The organism is Streptomyces sp. NPDC047117 (assembly GCF_040643545.1).
Classification (GTDB): Bacteria; Actinomycetota; Actinomycetes; order Streptomycetales; family Streptomycetaceae; genus Streptomyces.
The window spans coordinates 131399-150326 of sequence record NZ_JBEYUN010000007.1 but is presented as its reverse complement, the minus strand read 5'-3'; the positions used below and the strand labels follow the sequence as shown (position 1 = coordinate 150326).

Annotated in this window: 17 protein-coding genes; 10 read left to right on the top strand and 7 right to left on the bottom strand. The window is 74.0% G+C overall.

What is annotated here, in order from left to right:
* Positions 1-67: 67 nt before the first annotated feature.
* Positions 68-1102 carry an iron-siderophore ABC transporter substrate-binding protein gene (locus tag ABZ840_RS15570; RefSeq protein ID WP_361559243.1) on the top strand — a complete coding sequence of 345 codons (1035 nt, stop codon included), beginning with the start codon at positions 68-70 and terminating at the stop codon, positions 1100-1102.
* Positions 1103-1230: 128 nt separating this feature from the next.
* Here the strand turns inward: ABZ840_RS15570 and ABZ840_RS15565 are convergent, their stop codons facing one another.
* Entirely contained in the window at positions 1231-2307 is a 1077-nt protein-coding gene (locus tag ABZ840_RS15565) for a hypothetical protein (protein ID WP_361559240.1), read from the bottom strand.
* A gap of 231 nt (positions 2308-2538) precedes the next feature.
* On the opposite strand from ABZ840_RS15565, the gene ABZ840_RS15560 reads away from it, so the two are divergent.
* Together ABZ840_RS15560 and ABZ840_RS15555 are read left to right on the top strand one after the other, a co-directional pair.
* On the top strand, positions 2539-5088 hold the full coding sequence (locus ABZ840_RS15560) for a helicase C-terminal domain-containing protein (RefSeq protein WP_361559237.1): 2550 nt from the start codon (positions 2539-2541) through the stop codon (positions 5086-5088).
* A gap of 260 nt (positions 5089-5348) precedes the next feature.
* Positions 5349-6998 carry a DNA repair helicase XPB gene (locus ABZ840_RS15555; RefSeq protein WP_361559234.1) on the top strand — a complete coding sequence of 550 codons (1650 nt, stop codon included), beginning with the start codon at positions 5349-5351 and terminating at the stop codon, positions 6996-6998.
* A gap of 137 nt (positions 6999-7135) precedes the next feature.
* On the opposite strand, the gene ABZ840_RS15550 is transcribed toward ABZ840_RS15555, so the two are convergent.
* Both ABZ840_RS15550 and ABZ840_RS15545 read right to left on the bottom strand, forming a co-directional pair.
* Positions 7136-8347: a glycosyltransferase 87 family protein gene (locus tag ABZ840_RS15550; protein ID WP_361559894.1), complete on the bottom strand. Its 1212-nt coding sequence runs from the start codon at positions 8345-8347 to the stop codon at positions 7136-7138.
* Between the two features lie 316 nt (positions 8348-8663).
* Positions 8664-8900 (bottom strand): hypothetical protein, encoded by a 237-nt coding sequence (locus ABZ840_RS15545; RefSeq protein ID WP_361559231.1) that lies wholly within the window; start codon positions 8898-8900, stop codon positions 8664-8666.
* 262 nt (positions 8901-9162) lie between these two features.
* Here ABZ840_RS15545 and ABZ840_RS15540 point away from each other — a divergent pair, with 262 nt between their 5' ends.
* Positions 9163-11250: an AAA family ATPase gene (locus ABZ840_RS15540; RefSeq protein WP_361559228.1), complete on the top strand. Its 2088-nt coding sequence runs from the start codon at positions 9163-9165 to the stop codon at positions 11248-11250.
* Between the two features lie 125 nt (positions 11251-11375).
* On the opposite strand, the gene ABZ840_RS15535 is transcribed toward ABZ840_RS15540, so the two are convergent.
* Positions 11376-12077: a copper homeostasis protein CutC gene (locus ABZ840_RS15535; RefSeq protein ID WP_361559225.1), complete on the bottom strand. Its 702-nt coding sequence runs from the start codon at positions 12075-12077 to the stop codon at positions 11376-11378.
* Between the two features lie 150 nt (positions 12078-12227).
* Here ABZ840_RS15535 and ABZ840_RS15530 point away from each other — a divergent pair, with 150 nt between their 5' ends.
* Positions 12228-12929, top strand: coding sequence for a hypothetical protein (locus ABZ840_RS15530; protein ID WP_361559222.1), 702 nt, complete (start codon positions 12228-12230; stop codon positions 12927-12929).
* Positions 12930-13009: 80 nt separating this feature from the next.
* Here ABZ840_RS15530 and ABZ840_RS15525 read toward each other — a convergent pair whose 3' ends face one another.
* Entirely contained in the window at positions 13010-13240 is a 231-nt protein-coding gene (locus tag ABZ840_RS15525) for a hypothetical protein (RefSeq protein ID WP_361559219.1), read from the bottom strand.
* Between the two features lie 158 nt (positions 13241-13398).
* Here ABZ840_RS15525 and ABZ840_RS15520 point away from each other — a divergent pair, with 158 nt between their 5' ends.
* The 3 genes from ABZ840_RS15520 (at position 13399) to ABZ840_RS15510 (ending at position 15972) form a co-directional block, all read left to right on the top strand.
* Positions 13399-14235, top strand: coding sequence for a helix-turn-helix transcriptional regulator (locus tag ABZ840_RS15520; protein ID WP_361559216.1), 837 nt, complete (start codon positions 13399-13401; stop codon positions 14233-14235).
* Positions 14222-14539 carry a DUF397 domain-containing protein gene (locus ABZ840_RS15515; protein ID WP_361559213.1) on the top strand — a complete coding sequence of 106 codons (318 nt, stop codon included), beginning with the start codon at positions 14222-14224 and terminating at the stop codon, positions 14537-14539. Before ABZ840_RS15520 ends, ABZ840_RS15515 begins: the two co-directional genes overlap by 14 nt.
* A gap of 170 nt (positions 14540-14709) precedes the next feature.
* Entirely contained in the window at positions 14710-15972 is a 1263-nt protein-coding gene (locus ABZ840_RS15510) for a Cmx/CmrA family chloramphenicol efflux MFS transporter (RefSeq protein WP_361559891.1), read from the top strand.
* A 130-nt stretch (positions 15973-16102) separates the two neighbouring features.
* Here the strand turns inward: ABZ840_RS15510 and ABZ840_RS15505 are convergent, their stop codons facing one another.
* Positions 16103-16369 carry a DUF4031 domain-containing protein gene (locus ABZ840_RS15505; RefSeq protein WP_361559210.1) on the bottom strand — a complete coding sequence of 89 codons (267 nt, stop codon included), beginning with the start codon at positions 16367-16369 and terminating at the stop codon, positions 16103-16105.
* A 10-nt stretch (positions 16370-16379) separates the two neighbouring features.
* A complete protein-coding gene (locus tag ABZ840_RS15500) occupies positions 16380-16739 on the bottom strand; it encodes a hypothetical protein (RefSeq protein WP_361559207.1) in 360 nt (119 codons plus the stop codon).
* A gap of 256 nt (positions 16740-16995) precedes the next feature.
* Between ABZ840_RS15500 and ABZ840_RS15495 the strand changes: the two genes are divergently transcribed.
* Entirely contained in the window at positions 16996-17844 is an 849-nt protein-coding gene (locus ABZ840_RS15495; RefSeq protein ID WP_361559888.1) for a MurR/RpiR family transcriptional regulator, read from the top strand.
* Positions 17845-17886: 42 nt separating this feature from the next.
* Positions 17887-18828: an N-acetylmuramic acid 6-phosphate etherase gene (gene murQ / locus ABZ840_RS15490; RefSeq protein WP_361559204.1), complete on the top strand. Its 942-nt coding sequence runs from the start codon at positions 17887-17889 to the stop codon at positions 18826-18828.
* Positions 18829-18928: the final 100 nt, after the last annotated feature.

The following is an 18928-nucleotide window of genomic DNA, read 5'->3' as shown; positions in this document are numbered from 1 at the left end:
CCCGGTTCCGCAGCCTCCCCTCGGCTTCGGGGCCTCTTCCCTCCGCTCCCCTCCGAAAGGCCCGCTCATGGTCGCTGTCTCCGTCTCCGTACGCCGTCCCCTCCGCGCCGCCGCCGTCCTGGCCGCGGCCACCGTCGCCCTGTCCGCCTGCGGCGCCACCGGTGCCACCGGGTCCAAGAACGGCGGCGGCTCCTTCAAGGCCGCCGACTGTCCCGCCCAGCCGAAGACCACGTGGGCGAAGCCGGCCGACGGCGCGCACACCGTGCCGACCGCCATGGGCGACGTGAAGGTCCCCGCCGCCCCGAAGCGCGTCGTCGTCCTGGACACCGCCGAGCTCGACTCGGCCCTCACCCTCGGCGTGAAGCCGGTCGGCGCCACCCACGCCGACGTGGCCTCCGGCTTCCTGGCGTACCTGCCCAAGGACAAGGTCGCCGGGATCAAGGACCTGGGCACGATCGGCACGCCCGACATGGAGGCGATCGCGGCCCTGAAGCCGGACCTCATCCTCACCAGCAAGGTCCGCGACGGGCAGCGCTACGAGCAGCTGAAGAAGATCGCCCCCACGGTGATGACCGAGACCACCGGCTACCCGTGGAAGCAGAACTTCGCCACGCACGCCGACGCGCTCGGCAAGGTCGAGGAGGGCAGGAAGACGGCCACCGCGTACGAGAAGCACGCGGCGGAGGTCACCGAAGCGCTCGGCGGCACCGACGTGGCCGCGAAGAAGACCACCAACGTCGTCCGCTTCGTCGAGGGCGCCGACACCCGCATCTACGGCTGCCAGAGCTACATCGGCACCCTCCTGGACGACATCGGCACCGCCCCCACCGACGTGGTCAAGGACGCCAAGGACGGCCTGATGACCGAGATCGGCCCCGAGCAGATCACCCGCGCCGACGCGGACGCGGTCTTCTACTCGGCGTACGGCAGCCCCGAGAAGTCCAAGGAGAGCCAGGTCACCGGCGGGGCGCTGTGGAAGAACATGAAGGCCGTGAAGGACGGCCGCGCCTTCCGCGTCTCCGACCAGCTCTGGCTCCAGGGCATCGGCTACACCGCGGCCGACCGCATCCTCGACGAACTGAAGCGGGATCTGACGAAGTAGACCGGGGCCGAGGGAGTGGGCCGGGGCCCTGATCCTGCGGCGAGCCGCGGCGCGCGAGGCGTGGCGGAGTGGGCCGGGGCCTGGCGGCCCTCGCCTCAGGCCCTCGCCTCACCGCGGCCGTCGGCCCCTCATCGCGGCCCTCGCCGTATGCGCCACAGCAGGAAGAGCGCGGAGGCGACGGCCGCGACGCGGACCACGACCGGCAGCGCGTCGGTCAGCACCGGCCCCAACCGGTCCTGGCCGAGCGGGTCGCCCCACTTGCCGGCGAACCGGCCCCACAGCCAGACCAGCGCCGCCGCGCACACCAGCCCCGGCACGCCCAGCGCCGCGAACTTGGCCTCGGCACGCGACAGCTTGCGCGAGGAGTACGCCACGACCCAGCCGAGCGCGGCCGCGAGCCAGCTGCCGACCGCGGCGCCCGCGGCCAGCAGCAGCACCGCCAGCACCAGGACCGGGCTCGGCTTCGGCCGCGGCGCCACCGCCACCGCCTCGCCGGCCCCCTCGGCAGCGGGCGCCGCGGCCGGCGCGGCGGGGGTGTCCCGCCGCCAGGGCAGCGCCTTGCCCGTGGCCTTCCGCAGCACGCCGGGCAGCCCGCCCCGGCCCGTGTCCGCCGCCTCCGTGCCGGCCGCCGTCTCCTCGGACTCCTCCTCGTCGGTCTCCGGCGGGCGCCGTATCTCCTCGATCTCGATACCGCCGACGAAGCCGGGCACGGTCTCACCGGGGCCGTACGGCTCGGCCGTGCCGAACGGCTCGGCCGACACCCGCCACCAGTCCGGCTCCTCCTCGGCCGTCGCGTCCCGGCCGCCGAGCTGGTCCAGGTCCGCCAGATGCGGCGGCGGGGCGCCCTGCTGAGGGACCATCGGCTGCGCACTTCCGCGGGGCGCGGGCACCTGGCCTCCCTGCTTCGACTGCCGCTTGAGCAGCGAGGGCAGCGCGCCCGGCCGCCGCTCCGCCGGCCCCCCGGCCGGCTCCTCCGGCACCGGCTCCTCGCCGCTGACCGCCGCCGCGACCACCGACTCGGGCGTGCCCAGCCTCGCGAGGAGGCGCTTGACGTCGCCGCCGCCCCGGCCCCGGTCCGCGTCTATCCGCGACCGCAGCCGGGCGACCAGCTCCATACGCTGCCGGGCCGTCAGGCCCCGTCCCTGCGCCAGGTCGCCCACCCGGCTCAGGTAGTCGAAGACCAGCTGATCACTCTCGATCCCCACCGAAACACCTCTGCGCCAGGCCGATTCCCGCCGCTCCGACGGTACCCCTCAGGCCGCCCCCTCCCACGCTTTTCCACAGGGGGCGGGCAGCGGCTTTTCCACAGGCGCGCGGACGAGGCTTTCCCCACCCGCGCGGACAGGGGGCGGGCAGCGGTTCCCACGGGCGCGCGGGCACCGGCGCCCCACCCGCAACCATCGGCCCACCGGCCGCCAGACGGTAACGTGGGGCGAATGAGCGGCAGCAATCCGTCCCCCCGCACGCTGGCTGAGGAGTTGCGCAACCGGCCGGACGTCGACCTGTCCGCTCTGCTGCGGTCCCGGCCCGACCTGCTCAACCCCGTACCCGGCGACCTGACCCAGCTGGCCACCCGGGCCGGCACGCGGGCCTCCGTGGTCCGCGCCGTGGAGCGCCTGGACGCCTTCGCGCTGCAGACCGCCGAGGCGCTCGCCGTCGCCCCCGACCCCTGCCCGTACGCCACGCTCGCCGGGCTGATGACGGGCGACGAGGACGCCGCCGACACCGACCCGCAGCTGCGCGCCGCCGTCGCCGACCGGCTCCCCGAAGCGCTGGCCACCCTCCGCGCCCAGGCGCTGGTCTGGGGGCCCGACGACCGGCTCCGGCTCGTCCGCACCGCCCGCGAACTCCTCACCCCGAGCGCCACCCACCCCTCCCCCACCGGCCTCGGCCCCACCGTCGCCGAGGCCGCCGCGGGCATGTCCCCCGGCCGCCTCCAGGAGATCCTGGCCACCGCCGGGCTGCCCGCCACCCCCGACCCGGTGACCGCCGTCGCCGCGCTGACCTCGCTCTTCGAGGACCGCGCCGCCATGGCGACGCTGCTGGACGACGCCCCCGCCGAGTCACTGGCCGTCCTGGACCGGCTGGTCTGGGGCCCGCCGTACGGCTCCGTGACCGCGCAGCCCGCGCCGCACCTGCGCTGGCTGCTGGACCGCGGCGTGCTGCTCCCGGTGGGCGCGCGGAACGTCGTGCTTCCCCGCGAGGCGGCCCTGCATCTGCGCGCCGGGCGCGCGCACCGGGCGCCGGAGCCGCAGCCGCCCGCCCTCGCGCCTGCCACCGCGCGCGATCCGGAGATGGTGGACCGCACCGCCGCAGGCCAGGCGTTCACCGCACTGGACACGATCGAGGAGCTGCTCAAGGAGTGGGACCTCGGCGGCCCGCCCGTACTGCGCGCCGGTGGCCTGAGCGTCCGCGACCTCAAGCGGACCGCGACAGCGCTGGACACCGGAGTGCACACCGCCGCCTTCTGGCTGGAACTGGCCTACGCGGCCGGGCTGGTGGCCTCGGACGGCGAGGCCGACGAGCAGTACGCACCCACGCCCGCCGCCGAGGACTGGCGGCAGCTCCCCGCCGAGGAGCGCTGGGTCCGGCTGGCCACCGCCTGGCTGGCCGCGACCCGCACGGCCGGTCTCGTCGGCACCGCCGACACCAAGGGCCGCACCCTCGCCGCGCTCGGCCCGCACCTGGACCGCTCCCCCGCGCCCGAGGTGCGGCACCGCGTCCTCGCCCTGCTCGGCAGCGTCCCGCCCGGCACCGCCGTCCCGCAGGACGCGGTCCTGGCCCGCCTGCGCTGGGAGCGGCCGCTCCGCGCCGCCGACCGGGCCGCCGCCCCCGGCAGCGCGCCGGAGAACGGCCGGGCCGCCGACCACAACGCCGCCGGGAACGCGGCGCACACCGCCCCGCAGGACCTCCGCTCCCGGATCGCCCTGTGGTCCCTCCACGAAGCCGAACTCCTCGGCCTCACCGGCCGCGGCGCCCTGGCGGGCCACACCCGCGCCCTCCTGGAGGCCGGCCCGGACAGCGACGACGAGAAGGCCCGCCGGGCCGCCGCCGCTGCCCTCGCCCCGCTGCTGCCCGCCCCCCTGGACCACGTCCTCCTCCAGGCCGACCTGACCGCCGTCGCGCCCGGCCCCCTGGAGCGCCCGCTCGCCGACGCCCTCGATGTACTGGCCGACGTGGAGTCCAAGGGCGGCGCCACGGTCTACCGCTTCACGCCCGGCTCCGTACGCCGCGCCCTGGACGCCGGCCGGTCCGCCACCGACATCCAGGCGTTCCTCACCGCCCACTCCCGTACGCCGGTGCCGCAGCCGCTCGCGTACCTGATCGACGACGTGGCACGCCGGCACGGACAGCTCCGGGTGGGCGCCGCCTCCGCCTACGTACGCTGCGACGACGACGCGCTGCTGAACGAGATCCTGGCCGACCGGCGCGCCGACGGGCTGCGGCTGCGCCGCCTCGCCCCGACCGTACTGGCCGCCCAGGCAGCGCCGGACGCCCTCCTCGAGGGGCTGCGCACGATGGGATACGCGCCCGCCGCCGAGTCCGCCGAGGGGGACGTGGTGATCACCCGCGCGGACGCCCACCGCACCCCGCCGCGCACCGCGCCGGCGCCGGTCCCCGACGGCCCGCCGCCCCCGGACGCCACGCTGCTGGAGGCCGCCGTACGGGCCATCCGCGCGGGCGACCTCGCGGCCACCGCCGAACGCAAGCCGGGCCCGGCGGCCGCGGCGCCCGCGCCCGGCCGGCTGCCGCGCACGACGTCGGCCGAGACGCTGGCCACGGTGCAGGCCGCGGCCCTGACCAACTCGGCGCTGTGGATCGGGTACGTCAACGCCGACGGCGCGGCCAGCCAGCGCGTCATCGCGCCCGTACGGGTCGAGGGCGGCTTCGTGACCGCGTACGACCACACCGCCGACGAGGTCCGCACGTACGCGCTGCACCGCATCACGGGCGTCGCAGAGCTCGCCGACGACGCCGCTTCCTGACGCCGCGGAACGCGCGCTGCGGAGGCGCGGGAGCGCGCGTACCTGAGCTGCGCATCGCGCGTTCCCGAGGCGCGGCGGCACGCGGCTCCGAAGTGCGGGGCGTGCGTGCCCGGCCGCGGGGCGCGCGGCTGCGGGGCCGCACTCCGGCCCGGCCCCCGCTTGGGCACGGATGCGGCACACTGGACGTTTGGCCGTACGTACGGGCGGCCGGGCCTCCCGGTGACGGCGGGCGGGCGCAGGCGAAGCGAAAGGCGAGGCGCGTGAACGGACCCCTCATCGTCCAGAGCGACAAGACGCTGCTGCTGGAGGTGGACCACGAGCAGGCGGACGCCTGCCGGCAGGCCATCGCCCCCTTCGCGGAGCTGGAGCGCGCCCCGGAGCACATCCACACCTACCGGGTGACGCCGCTCGGCCTGTGGAACGCGCGGGCCGCGGGGCACGACGCGGAGCAGGTCGTGGACGCGCTGGTGGCGTTCTCCCGCTACCCGGTCCCGCACGCGCTGCTCGTCGACATCGCCGAGACGATGTCCCGGTACGGCCGCCTCACGCTCAGCAAGGACCCGGCGCACGGCCTCGTGCTCACCACCACCGACCGCCCGGTGCTGGAGGAGATCCTGCGGTCGAAGAAGGTGCAGCCGCTGGTCGGCGCCCGGATCGACCCGGACACGGTCGCGGTGCACCCCTCCGAGCGCGGCCAGATCAAGCAGACGCTGCTGAAGCTGGGCTGGCCGGCCGAGGACCTGGCCGGTTACGTCGACGGCGAGGCGCATCCGATCGAGCTGGCCGAGGACGGCTGGTCGCTGCGGCCGTACCAGCAGCAGGCCGTGGAGAACTTCTGGCACGGCGGCTCCGGCGTCGTCGTACTCCCCTGTGGCGCGGGCAAGACGCTGGTCGGCGCGGGCGCGATGGCCGAGGCCAAGGCGACCACGCTGATCCTCGTGACGAACACGGTCTCCGCGCGCCAGTGGAAGCACGAGCTGGTGAAGCGCACGTCGCTGACCGAGGAGGAGATCGGCGAGTACAGCGGTACGAAGAAGGAGATCCGGCCGGTCACCATCGCGACGTACCAGGTGCTGACGACCAAGCGGAAGGGCGTCTACCCGCATCTGGAGCTGTTCGACTCGCGCGACTGGGGCCTGGTCGTCTACGACGAGGTGCACCTGCTGCCCGCCCCGGTCTTCAAGTTCACCGCCGATCTCCAGGCGCGGCGACGGCTGGGCCTGACGGCCACGCTGGTCCGCGAGGACGGCCGCGAGTCCGACGTCTTCTCGCTCATCGGCCCGAAGCGGTTCGACGCGCCGTGGAAGGAGATCGAGGCGCAGGGCTACATCGCGCCCGCCGACTGCGTCGAGGTCCGTGTCAATCTGACCGACTCGGAGCGGCTGGCGTACGCCACGGCGGAGAGCGACGAGAAGTACCGCTTCTGCGCGACGACCGGCTCCAAGCAGCAGGTGACCGAGGCGCTGGTGCGCCGGCACGCGGGCGAACAGACCCTGGTGATCGGGCAGTACATCGACCAGCTGGACGAGCTGGGCGAGCATCTGGACGCGCCGGTCATCAAGGGCGACACGAGCAACGCGCAGCGCGAGAAGCTCTTCAACGCGTTCCGCGAGGGCGAGCTGTCCGTGCTGGTCGTCTCCAAGGTCGCGAACTTCTCGATCGACCTGCCGGAGGCGACGGTCGCGATCCAGGTGTCCGGCACGTTCGGCTCACGCCAGGAGGAGGCGCAGCGCCTCGGCCGGGTGCTCCGCCCGAAGGCGGACGGCCACGAGGCGCGCTTCTACTCGGTCGTCGCGCGCGACACCATCGACCAGGACTTCGCGGCCCACCGCCAGCGCTTCCTCGCCGAACAGGGCTACGCGTACCGCATCGTGGACGCACACGAACTCTTGGCGGACGAGGGGGCGTGAGGGCGCTCGGTCGCGCTGTGGAGGGGCGGTTGCGCCGCCTGTGGACGGAGGGCCGCAGTGTCGGTGCCCCTCGGTACTGTGTTGAGAAGGGGACCTCGTCGCCCCCCATGGGGGAGAGGCGGGGCGAAACGGTGCTGCTAACGCGGTGACCGAGGCGCCGGCACCCCGTCCCGGCCCGGTCCCACGTCCCGGCCCCCCACCGCTCCCCCGCGCCCTGCCGCTCCCCGGCCCCCTGCCGTCTCCCCGCCCGGTACCGCCGGGCGGGCCAGTGCTCCCGCCGCCACGTCGGTCAGTGCGCCGCCTCGCCAGAAGACCGCGGCCAGGAGCAGGGCCAGGCCGATCAATGGGTACGGCGCCGCCAGTGGCTGCTGCCACCACGGGAGGGCGAGATCCAGGTCGCCCTTGTGCGGCGTCAGCCACATCGTGCGGGCGGTGAACAGCACGGTCAGCGCCCACCAGGCCGTACGCCGCCACGCGTCCCCCCGTACGTGCGTGGCCAGTACCGCCAGCAGCGGGACGCACCACACCCAGTGGTGGGACCAGCTGATCGGCGAGACGAGCAGCGCGGTGAGCGCCGTGCACAGCACGCCCCACGCCTCGCGGCCCGCGACCAGGCCCGTCCGGCGGGCCGCCGCCATCCCCACCACGGCCGTGAGCACGGCGGCGGCCGCCCAGACGGTGCCGGGGTGCGGGGTGTGCAGCAGGCGCGCGACGAGGCCCTGGAGCGACTGGTTGTCGACGATCCAGGCCTCGCCGACCCGGCCCGTCTCGTAGAGCCGCGCGGTCCAGAACTCCACGCTGGCGCCGGGCAGCGCGACGACGCCGAGCAGGACCGTGCCCGCGAAGCCGGCGAGCGAGACCAGTGCGGCCCGTACGCGGCCGGTGAGCAGCAGGTACACCGCGAAGAGCGCGGGGGTGAGCTTGATGCCGGCCGCGATGCCGATGGCCAGGCCCTTGCCGCGGGCGCCGTCGGGGCGCGTGAGGTCCCACAGCACGAGGCAGGTCAGCGCGAGGTTGATCTGCCCGAAGACCAGCGTCTGGTACACCGGCTCCAGCCAGAGGGCGAGCGCGGTGGCGGCGAGCAGCGACGGGACGCGGTGCGTGGCGCGCAGGCCGGCGAGGCGCGCGGAGAGGTGGATCAGCAGGGCGAGCAGCGCGACGTTGACGAGTACCGAGGCGACCTTCAGGACGCCGGCCGGGAACCACGCCAGCGGTACGAACAGCAGGGCGGCGAACGGCGGGTAGGTGGCGGGGAGGTGCCACTCGGTGACGCGGAAGCCGTAGAGGTCGCCGCCGGTGAGGACGGAGTCGCCCATCGCCCGGTAGACGAGGATGTCGGAGTTCGGCATGGGCACGATCAGGTGCACCAGGCCGAGCGCGGTCAGGGACACCGCGAGCAGCGCTGCCGCGGGGACCGTGTGGCGCGGGAGGGTGCGGGGCGGTCGAGGGGCCCGGGTGGGGACCGTACGGCCCGCCGGCGGGTCCGGCGTTTCCCGGGTGGTGCGTGGCCTGCCCGCGAGGGGCGTTGTCCGCTGGATCGGCTTCCCGTCGGCGGCAGACACGCGGGTGACCCCTCCTTGTCGCCATATGCTGATTGCACCCTGTTTACAGCGACGTTAATCGATCACACACGAACTTTCGTGACGCTTTCCGGACGTCCGGATGTCAATCCTTGGGCCGTGAGGTGCCGGGCTCCGAGGACCGTGACGTATCGGGGGACCGGTCGTCGGCGTACTCGCCGAGTACGACGACGCTGAGGGCGGTACCTGCGAAGACCTTCACGGCCCGCAGGGCACTGCCCACGGGGTGCCGGTGCCCGGTGTCGTGGGCGACGGCGCGGGCGCCGTGTCTGGCACGGCCGGCCGCCTTGGGATCGGGTGGCGTGTTCAGGTAGTCGGTCATGTCTCCATGATGGGATTCACCCGGTCGCCGCACATCCGACCAAGGACTGATTGGCGTGTCGCGCTGCGTACGGCCCCGGAAGCACCGCGCGACGGCTCTCCCCTAGGGGGTGCGGGGCCGTTTTAATTCGGTCGCGCGTCCATTGGGTGCTGGCTACAATCGCGCGTCTGCCCGCTTCCCGACGGCTCTCGCCGAGGAGCGCCGCCGCCCGGACGGAAACCGGCCGGCCCCCAGACCACCGCAGTTGCCCGGAGGCGAAGCCGTGCCCTCGCACGCCCAGGACCAGAAAGCCGAGACGACCGAGCACCACGAGAACGACCCCCTGGAGCGCGAACGACGGCACCTCGCCGCTTCCCGTTCCGCGCTCCGTGCCATGCGCGCGGACGCCGAAGCGCTGAACATCAAGGACGTCGCGGCGAACTGGGTCAACGCCCAGGTGCTCCAGGGCGAGATCGACGCCCGCATCAAGGCGCTCGCCGACCTCTCCCACACGCCGCTCTTCTTCGGACGGCTGGACTACCTCCACGCGCCGGGGGTGGACGTGGCCGAGGGCGCGGAGGGCGAGGACTTCTACATCGGGCGGCGGCACGTCCACGACGCCGACGGCGACCCGATGGTGATCGACTGGCGCGCGCCGGTCTCCCAGCCGTTCTACCGGGCCTCCAAGAAGGATCCGATGGACCTGCGGCTGCGTCGCCGCTTCGGGTACACCGGCGGCGAGCTGACCGCGTACGAGGACGAGCACCTCACCGACCCGGCGGAGGCCGAGCAGACCTCCAAGCTGCTCCAGACGGAGATCGAGCGGCCGCGCGTGGGTCCGATGCGGGACATCGTGGCCACCATCCAGCCCGAGCAGGACGAGATCGTCCGGGCCGGGATCGGCGGCACGGTCTGCGTCCAGGGGGCGCCCGGTACGGGGAAGACCGCCGTCGGCCTGCACCGGGTCGCGTACCTCCTCTACGCGCACCGCGAGCGGCTGGCGCGCGCGGGCACCCTCGTCATCGGGCCCAACAAGTCCTTCCTGCACTACATCGAGCAGGTGCTGCCCGCGCTGGGTGAGCTGGAGGTCAAGCAGGCCACGGTCGACGACCTCGTCGCGCACGTGGAGGTGCGCGACGCGGACGACGCCGCGGCCGCCATGGTGAAGGGCGACGCGCGGATGGCGGAGGTGCTGCGCCGCGCCGTGCGCGCGCACGTCACGATGCCCACCGAGGGGTGTGTGGTGGTCCGCGGTTCCCGTCGCTGGCGTGTGCCCGTGTACGAACTGGAGGAGATCGTCACGCAGTTGCTGGACCGCGGCATCCGGTACGGCGCGGGCCGGGAAGCGCTGCCGCACCGTATCGCGCACGCCGTGCTCGTCCAGATGGAGCGGGCCGGCGAGGCGCCCGACGACCGGGTGCAGGACGCGGTCGCGCGGAACGCCGCGGTGAAGGCGACGGTCAAGGAGATCTGGCCGCCGGTGGATCCGGCAAAGCTGGTGCTGCGGCTGCTGAGCGACGCGGACTTCCTCGCCGAGCACGCCGACGGTGTCCTCACCGACGAGGAACAGAAGACGGTCCTGTGGACCAAGCCGGCTCGCAGCGTCCGCAGCGCCAAGTGGTCACCGGCCGATGCCGTCCTCATCGACGAGGCGCGCGACCTGGTGGAGCGCACGCACTCGCTCGGGCACGTGGTCCTGGACGAGGCGCAGGACCTCTCCCCCATGCAGTACCGGGCGGTGGGCCGGCGCTGTTCGACGGGTTCGGCGACCGTGCTGGGTGACATCGCCCAGGGGACGACGCCGTGGTCGACGGACACCTGGGAGGAGGCGCTGGCGCACCTGGGCAAGCCGGGCGCCGAGGTCGAGGAGCTGACGCAGGGCTTCCGTGTGCCGCGTGAGGTGATCGCGTACGCCTCGCGGCTGCTCCCGGCGATCGCGCCGGACCTCTCCGAGGCGACCTCCATCCGTGAGTCGCCGGGCGACTTCGGGATCCGTCCGACGACGGCGGAGGCGCTGGACGCGGCGGTGGTCGGGGCCTGTCGCGACGCGCTGGCGCGGGAGGGCTCCATCGGTCTGATCGCCGCCGAGCCGCGCATCCCGGCCCTGCGCGCGGCGCTGGCCGACGCGGGCCTGGCCACGCTGGAACCGGGCGAGGAGACCTCGACGGACGCCCGGCTGACGCTCGTGCCCGCCACGCTCGCGAAGGGTCTGGAGTACGACTACGTGGTGCTGGACGAGCCGGCGGCGCTGGTGGACGCCGAGCCCGACCACCGGACCGGGCTGCGCCGCCTGTACGTCTGCCTCACCCGTGCCGTCTCGGGGCTGACGATCGTGCACGCGGCGCCGCTGCCGGAGGAACTGGCGGACTGACCCGCCCGTCGGCCCCGGCCTCGACCGGGGGCCCGGCCCCCGGCGGGCGCGGGCCCCGGTAGCTCCGGCAGCCCTGGCAACCCTGGCAACCCCGGCAGGCACGATCCCCGGCGGGCGCCGCCCGCTCAGCCGTCGAGTGCCGTGCGCCAGGTCTCGACGGCGGCCGGGGCGACCGGCGCGGACCAGCCGTTCGGGCGGGCCGCACCGCCGATGTGGAAGGCGGTGACGCCGGCGGCCCGGAGGCGGGGCACATGACCGAGGGCGAGGCCGCCGCCCGCCATGATCTGCGGGTCGTACCCCGGTTCGCCGGAGGCGGCGCGGGCCGCCTCGGCCAGGAGCACCGACAGCCCGTCGTCGACGCCGGCGGCCGAGCCCGCGGTGAGGTAGGTGTCCAGCCCCGGCCGGCCGTCGAGGCGCTTGCGCAGGCCGTCGCGGTCGGCGGCGTGGTCGATGGCGCGGTGGAAGGTCCAGCGGCAGCCGTCGATCACGTCGGCCAGCTGATCCAGCGCCGCGAGGTCGGGCCCGCCGTCCTCGGCCAGGAAGCCGAGCACGAACTCCTCGGCGCCCTCGGCCCGGAGGGCGGCGGCTTCGGCGCACAGCGCGTCGAACGTGCGGGCGTCGCCGGCCGCGAAGCCGTCCGCCGCGCGCAGCATGACGCGCAGCGGGATGCCGACGGCGGCCCGTACGGCGGCGACGGTCTCGCGCGGCGGGGTCAGTCCGTCGGCGGCCATGTCCGTGACCAGTTCGAGGCGGTCCGCCCCTCCGGCCTCGGCCGCGGCGGCGTCCACGGCATCGAGCGCGATCACCTCGAGGATTGGTCTAGACATGTGCTCAAGAGTGCCACAACCGGCAGGCCACCGCTACGGAGCGACACCGATACGGCGCGAAAGCGATCCGGAGGAGTCGGCCCGGACACGCCACCGATCGGCGCGGATCACTGTGGTGGGGCCCCAGGTCCGGATGCGCACAATGGGCGTATGGCTTCCTCTCCGACGGACACCGCAGACCGCACGGACGCGGGCGACCTCCTGCGCCGCCGCTGGCACGACGCCGTTCTGGCGCTACGGGACGCCGGTGCGGCCGCGCCCGGCACCGTATCCGCCATGCCGGACCCCGCTCCGTACGCCGACAACCTGCTCGCGCGCTGGGCCGAGCCGCAGCGCCGGTACCACACGACCGCCCATCTGACCGCGGTGCTGGACCGGATCGACGAACTCGCCGGGCACGCGGCCGAGCCGGATGTCGTACGGCTCGCCGCGTGGTTCCACGACGCCGTCTACCGGCCCGACCGCTCCGAGAACGAGGAACGCAGCGCGGCGCTGGCCGAACGGGCGCTGCCGGAGCTGGGGATCGACGCCGCACGCACGGCGGAGGTCGCGCGGCTGGTGCGGCTCACGGTCACGCACGATCCCGCGGAGGACGACAGCAACGGCGAGGTGCTGTGCGACGCGGACCTGGCGGTGCTGGCCGGGGCACCCGAGCAGTACGCCGCGTACGCCGCCGCGGTGCGGGAGGAGTTCGGGTTCGTGCCGGACGAGGCCTTCCGCGCGGGGCGGGCCGACGTCCTGCGGCAGTTGCTGGCGCTGCCGCGGCTGTTCCGCACACCGGTGGGACACGACAGATGGGAGCGGCTGGCCCGGCGGAACCTCAGCACGGAGCTCGACCTTCTGACGTCATGAGGACGACGACCGGGGCGGGGCGGGGGCGCCAGGGTCCGGGGCGCACCGCACGCACGTTCATCTCTCCTCGCGCAGCCGGCTCAGCGGCGCTCGCCCCGGCTGCGCGCGTTCGCCAGCGCCGTACGGGCGGCGAGCCGTTCGCGCGGAGTGGCCTCCCGGGCATCGGCCGGCGGGCAGTCCCATTCGCGGCCGCCCCCCGGCGGGCGCAGCTGCACGTACGGCCCTTCGTGCCCCATCACTTCTCCGATCCTGCCGAACCGGGTGTCGACCACGTACGACCCCTTCGCCGGGAGCGTCACCGGGTACCTCATCTCTCCGGTCGCTGACCTCACTGCGCCTCACCGCGCCTCACTGCGCCTAATCGCGCTCCGTCGCGCCTCACTGGTTGTGTCTATATGGTGACGGTCCGGGGTTAAGCTTGACAGAGGGTGACATCCAACAACACCAGGTGCACGACAGGGAGTGGGCCATGCCGAAGCCGAAGCAACTGGACGCATCGGAATCACCGAGGGCGCTCTACGGCGCTGAGCTGCGATTCAAGCGGGAGAGGGCGGGGCTTACGCAGGCCGAGCTCGGAGCACCCATGTTCGTCAGCGGGTCGTTCATCGGCCAGCTCGAATCGGGCGCACGACGTATGCAGACGGAGTACGCACGACGGATCGACGAGATCCTGGACACCGACGGGTTCTTCGCACGGAATGCCGAGGCCGCCCAGCGCTCGCGCTATCCGGAACACTTCGCGGACGCCGCGGAGGTCGAGTCATTAGCCATGTCGATCAGGGAGTACGCACCCCTGCTCGTCCCGGGGCTGCTGCAAACGGAGGAGTACGCGCGAGCCGTGTTCCGCGCGGTGCATCCGGTGGCTCCCGAGGAGGTCATCGACGATCTGCTGTCGGCGCGGCTGGACCGCGCCCGCATCCTCGACAATCCAACAACCCCCTTGTTCTGGGCGGTGCTCGACGAGAACGTGCTGCGCCGCCCGGTGGGCGGCCCGGCCGCGATGCACGCCCAACTCGCCCATATCGCCGCGCTCATGCGTCGAAATCGCGTCATCGTGCAGCTGCTGCCGTACTCGGAGGGCGCCCACGCCGGTCTCGAAGGTTCGCTGAAGCTGATGACATTCGCAGATGCACCGCCCGTCGCGTACCTACAAGGCCTTGAAACAGGTCAGATGTTGGATGAGCCTTTGCGTGTGGAACGGTACGGCCTGGCTTACGATCTCGTCCGGGCCGCTGCACTGTCACCCGAAGCGTCCCTCGTTCAGATCGAGTTGGCGGCGAAGGAATTCCAGGATGATCACGGATAACGACACGTTCCACCCGGCGCGGTACCGCGCCGTTCCCGGCGCGGGCCACGGTGCGCACAGCACCGCGGCCCGCCGCCCGTCGGGCCACGCACTCGACCTCTCCGCCGTCCGCTGGCGCAAGAGCAGCTACAGCGGCGGCAGCGGCGGCGACTGCGTGGAGATGGGCTACGGCGCCCCCGGCGCCGTCCCGGTGCGCGACAGCAAGAACCCCTGGGGCCCGGCGATCGTCGTGCCGCCGGCCGCCTGGTCGGCGTTTGTCACGGCGGTGCGGGACGGCGCGCTGGACGGGGCCGCCGGCGCCTGACGGCCGCATGGGCGGGGCGCGGCGGGTAACGGCCGCGTCACCTGCTGATGAAGACGGCCGTACGGGCCGATGACGGTCACTTCGGCGCGGACCCGCCGGGAATGCCATGCCTGTTCACACTGTTCATGCGTGTCATGCCTGTCCCTTCCACTCGCGCCGAACGCGCCCGAATGCCCATCGCCGTCTACATCCTCGGCCTGTCCGTCTTCGCTCTCGGCACGAGCGAGTTCATGCTCTCCGGAATCCTCCAGCCACTGGCCCGGGACATGGACGTCTCCATCCCGCAAGCCGGACTGCTCGTCTCGGCTTTCGCGATCGGCATGGTGGTCGGCGCACCGACGCTGGCCGCCGCCACCCTCCGCCTGCCGCGCCGTACGACGCTGATCGCGCTCCTCACGGTCTTCGGTCTCGGCCAGGTCGCGGGCGCCCTCGCGCCTTCGTACCCCGTGCTGTTCGTCTCCCGTGTGGTCAGCGCGCTGGCCTGCGCGGGCTTCTGGGCGGTCGGCGCGGCGGTGGCCGTCTCGCTCGTGCCCTTCACGGCGCGCGCCCGCGCGATGGCCGTGATGGTCGGCGGTCTCAGCATCGCCAACATCGCGGGGGTGCCGGCCGGTGCGCTGCTCGGGCAGACCGCCGGCTGGCGCGCCGCGTTCTGGGGTGTGGCGGCCCTCTCCGCGATCGGCCTCGTGGGCGTGATCGCCCTCGTGCCGCGCACGGAGGTGCCCACGGGTGAGGACCGCCCGCAGCTCCGCCGCGAGCTGGCGATCTACCGGGACAAGCAGGTCTGGCTGTCGCTCAGCGCCACCGCGCTGAACGCCGCCGCGGTCTTCGCCCTGTTCTCCTACCTCTCCCCGCTGCTCACCGACGCCGCGGGGCTCGCCGAGAGCTGGGTGCCCACGGTCCTGGCGCTCTTCGGTGTCGGCGCGCTCATCGGTACGTACATAGGCGGCCGGGTCGCCGACGCGCACCTCTTCCCGACCCTCTTCGGCGGCATCGCCGCCTCCACCGTCGTCCTGGCGGCGCTCGCGCTGACCGCGCACAACTCCGTGGCCGCCATCGCGCTTTCGCTGATGCTGGGCGTCACGGCGTTCGCCACGGCGCCGGCCCTGAACGCCCGGATGTTCAACGTGGCCAACGCGGCGCCCACGCTGGCCGGCGCCACCACGACGGCCGCCTTCAACATCGGCAACACCCTCGGCCCGTGGCTCGGCGGCCTGGTCATCAGCGCGCACTGGGGCTACCCGGCCGTGGCGTGGACCGGCGCGGCACTGGCGGCCGCCGCGGTCGTCGCGACCGCCCTCTCCTACCGGGCGCAGCGCTCGGCGAGCCCCTCCCGCCTCGTCGCCTCCTCGGACGAACCGGGTGCCCACGAGCCTGCTGCCTACGAAGCGGCGACGGACGAGCGGAGCGCGGCGACGGGCGCGAAGCACCTCTGAGGGCGAGCGCCCGCTCCGTACGTAGGGCGGGCGCCTGCTTCGTATCCGTAGGGCCGGCGCCCGCTCCGTCTGTAGAGCGGGCGCCTGCTTCGTATCCGTACGCAGGCGCTCCGGCGCGCGGGAGCGGGAGTCAGTCCCGCCGGTGTTTCGGCCGGCGCAGCCCCGCCGCCGTGAGCCGGCGCACCAGCTCCTTGCTGCCGATCTCGACCGCGCCGGCCCGTACGGCGTCGGCGTACCGTTCCGCCGGCAGGTCGTAGTGATCGCGCTCGAAGGCGCGGCGCGGCGCGCCGAGGCCGGCGGCGAAGGCGTGCAGCTCCTCGAACGACACGTCGCTCACCAGATGCGACCACAGCCGGCCGTGCCCCGGCCAGGTCGGCGGATCGATGTAGACCGTCACCCCGGGCCCCTCAGCGCCCCGCGGTGCCGAGCGAGCCGACACGGGCCACCGAGACCGCCGTCTTCGCGCAGACCCAGTGCGGGTCGGGCCCCAGCTCCGGCTCCACGTCCAGCGCGTGCGGGTCGCCGCCGTCGGTGCACACCGGGCACAGCGGCCAGCGGCCGTACCGCTCCAGCAGCGAGTCCTGGACGTCCTGGGCGACGAGCCCGGCGACGAATTCGATCCCCTCCGGCCACTGCTCCACCCACCACCGCCGGTGCGCGACCGCGTCCTCCACCATCGAGACGATGTCCGCGTCGGCGACCTCGTCCGCCATCAGATCCGCGATCACCAGGGCCCGTGCCGCGTGCAGCGCCTGTTCCAACTCCATACGCCCATTGTCGCGCGTACGCGCCGGAGCCCCACACGCGTTCCCGTCCACCGACCGGCCCCAAGTTGTCCACAGGCCACGGAAAGGTATTGACGCCGCGCACAGCTGAAATTACTTTTCAGAGGTGAGCACACGGTTGAAGGAAACTTTCAGCGGCCCTCCCGGCGACCGCCCCACTCCCCGGACCGGTCCCGGCGCCGCCCGCCGCCCCCAGCCGGACGGGGCCCCGCCCGCCCCCGCGGCCCTCGCCGCCAAGGTGCGCACGCTGGCGCCGTCCATGACCCGCTCCATGCAGCGGGTCGCGGAGGCCGTCGCCGCCGACCCGGCCGGCTGCGCCGCGCTCACCGTCACCGGCCTCGCCGAACGCACCGGCACCAGCGAGGCCACCGTCGTCCGCACCTCCCGGCTGCTGGGCTACCCCGGCTACCGCGACCTGCGGCTGGCGCTCGCGGCCCTGGCCGCGCAGCAGGCCACCGGCCGGGCGCCCGCGGTCACGGCCGACATAGCGGTCGACGACTCCCTCACCGACGTGGTCACCAAGCTCGCGCAGGAAGAGCAGCAGTGTCTCGCCGACACCGCGGCCGCGCTGGACACCACCCAGCTGGAGGCGGCCGTGGCCGCGCTCGCCGGCGCCCGCCGCATCGACGTCTACGGCATCGGCGCCTCCAGCCTCGTCGGCCAGGACCTGGCACAGAAGCTGCTGCGCATCGGCCTGATCGCGCACGCCCATGCCGATCCGCACCTCGCCGTGACCAACGCCGTCCAGATGCGGACCGGCGACGTCGCCATCGCGATCACCCACTCCGGGCGCACCACCGACGTCATAGAGCCACTGCGGGTCGCCTTCGACCACGGCGCGACGACGATCGCCATCACCGGCCGCCCGGACGGCGAGATCGCCTCCTACGCCGATCACATACTCACCACCTCCACGGCCCGGGAGAGCGAGCTGCGCCCGGCGGCCATGTCGTCCCGTACGAGCCAGCTGCTCGTCGTCGACTGCCTCTTCGTCGGCGTCGCCCAGCGCACGTACGAGACGGCGGCGCCCGCCCTCTCCGCCTCCTACGAGGCCCTGGCGCACCGCCACTCCCCCCGCCCCCGCTGACCGCCCGCCCCACCCCCAGCCGTACCGGGAGACCCCCACACCATGACTTCCACCGCTGACCACGCCGAGCTGCGGGCCCAGTTGGAGACCCTCACCACTGAGGCGTTCCGACCGGAGCTCGCCGAGATCGACCGGATGCCCACCCTGGACATCGCCCGCACGATGAACGGCGAGGACGCCACCGTCCCGGCCGCCGTCGCCGAGCAGCTGCCGCGGATCGCCGCCGCCATCGACGGCACGGCGGCCCGCATGGCCCGCGGCGGCCGGCTGATCTACGCCGGGGCCGGCACGGCGGGCCGGCTGGGCATCCTCGACGCCAGCGAGTGCCCGCCCACCTTCAACACCGACCCCGAAGAGGTCATCGGGCTGATCGCGGGCGGCCCGCCCGCCATGGTCACCGCCGTGGAGGGCGCCGAGGACAGCAAGGACCTGGCCGCCGCCGAGCTGGACGCGCTCGCCCTGACCGCCGACGACACCGTGGTCGGCATCTCCGCCTCGGGCCGTACGCCGTACGCCATCGGCGCCGTCGAGCACGCCCGCGCCCAGGGCGCGCTGACCATCGGCCTGTCGTGCAACGCCGGCTCCGCGCTCGCGGCCGCCGCCGACCACGGCATCGAGGTCGTCGTCGGCCCCGAGCTGCTGACCGGCTCGACCCGTCTGAAAGCCGGCACGGCCCAGAAGCTGGTGCTGAACATGCTCTCGACCATCACCATGATCCGGCTGGGCAAGACCTACGGAAACCTGATGGTCGACGTCCGGGCGTCCAACGACAAGCTGCGGGCCCGGTCCCGGCGCATCGTCGCGCTGGCCACCGGCGCGTCCGACGCGGAGATCGAGGACGCGCTCACCGCCACCGACGGGGAGGTGAAGAACGCCATCCTGACCATCCTCGGCTCCGTGGACGGCCCGACCGCGGCCCGCCTGCTCGCCGCCTCGCAAGGACACCTGCGCGCCGCCCTCCAGGCCGCAGCCCGGGAAGCCTGACCCGGGGCCCCGCCCAGAACAGCCGCCCACCCGCCCGCGCACTCCCCTTGGGACTTTGGGAGCGGCGCCCTCTCTCCCCCCCCGCGCGACGACGCGCCCC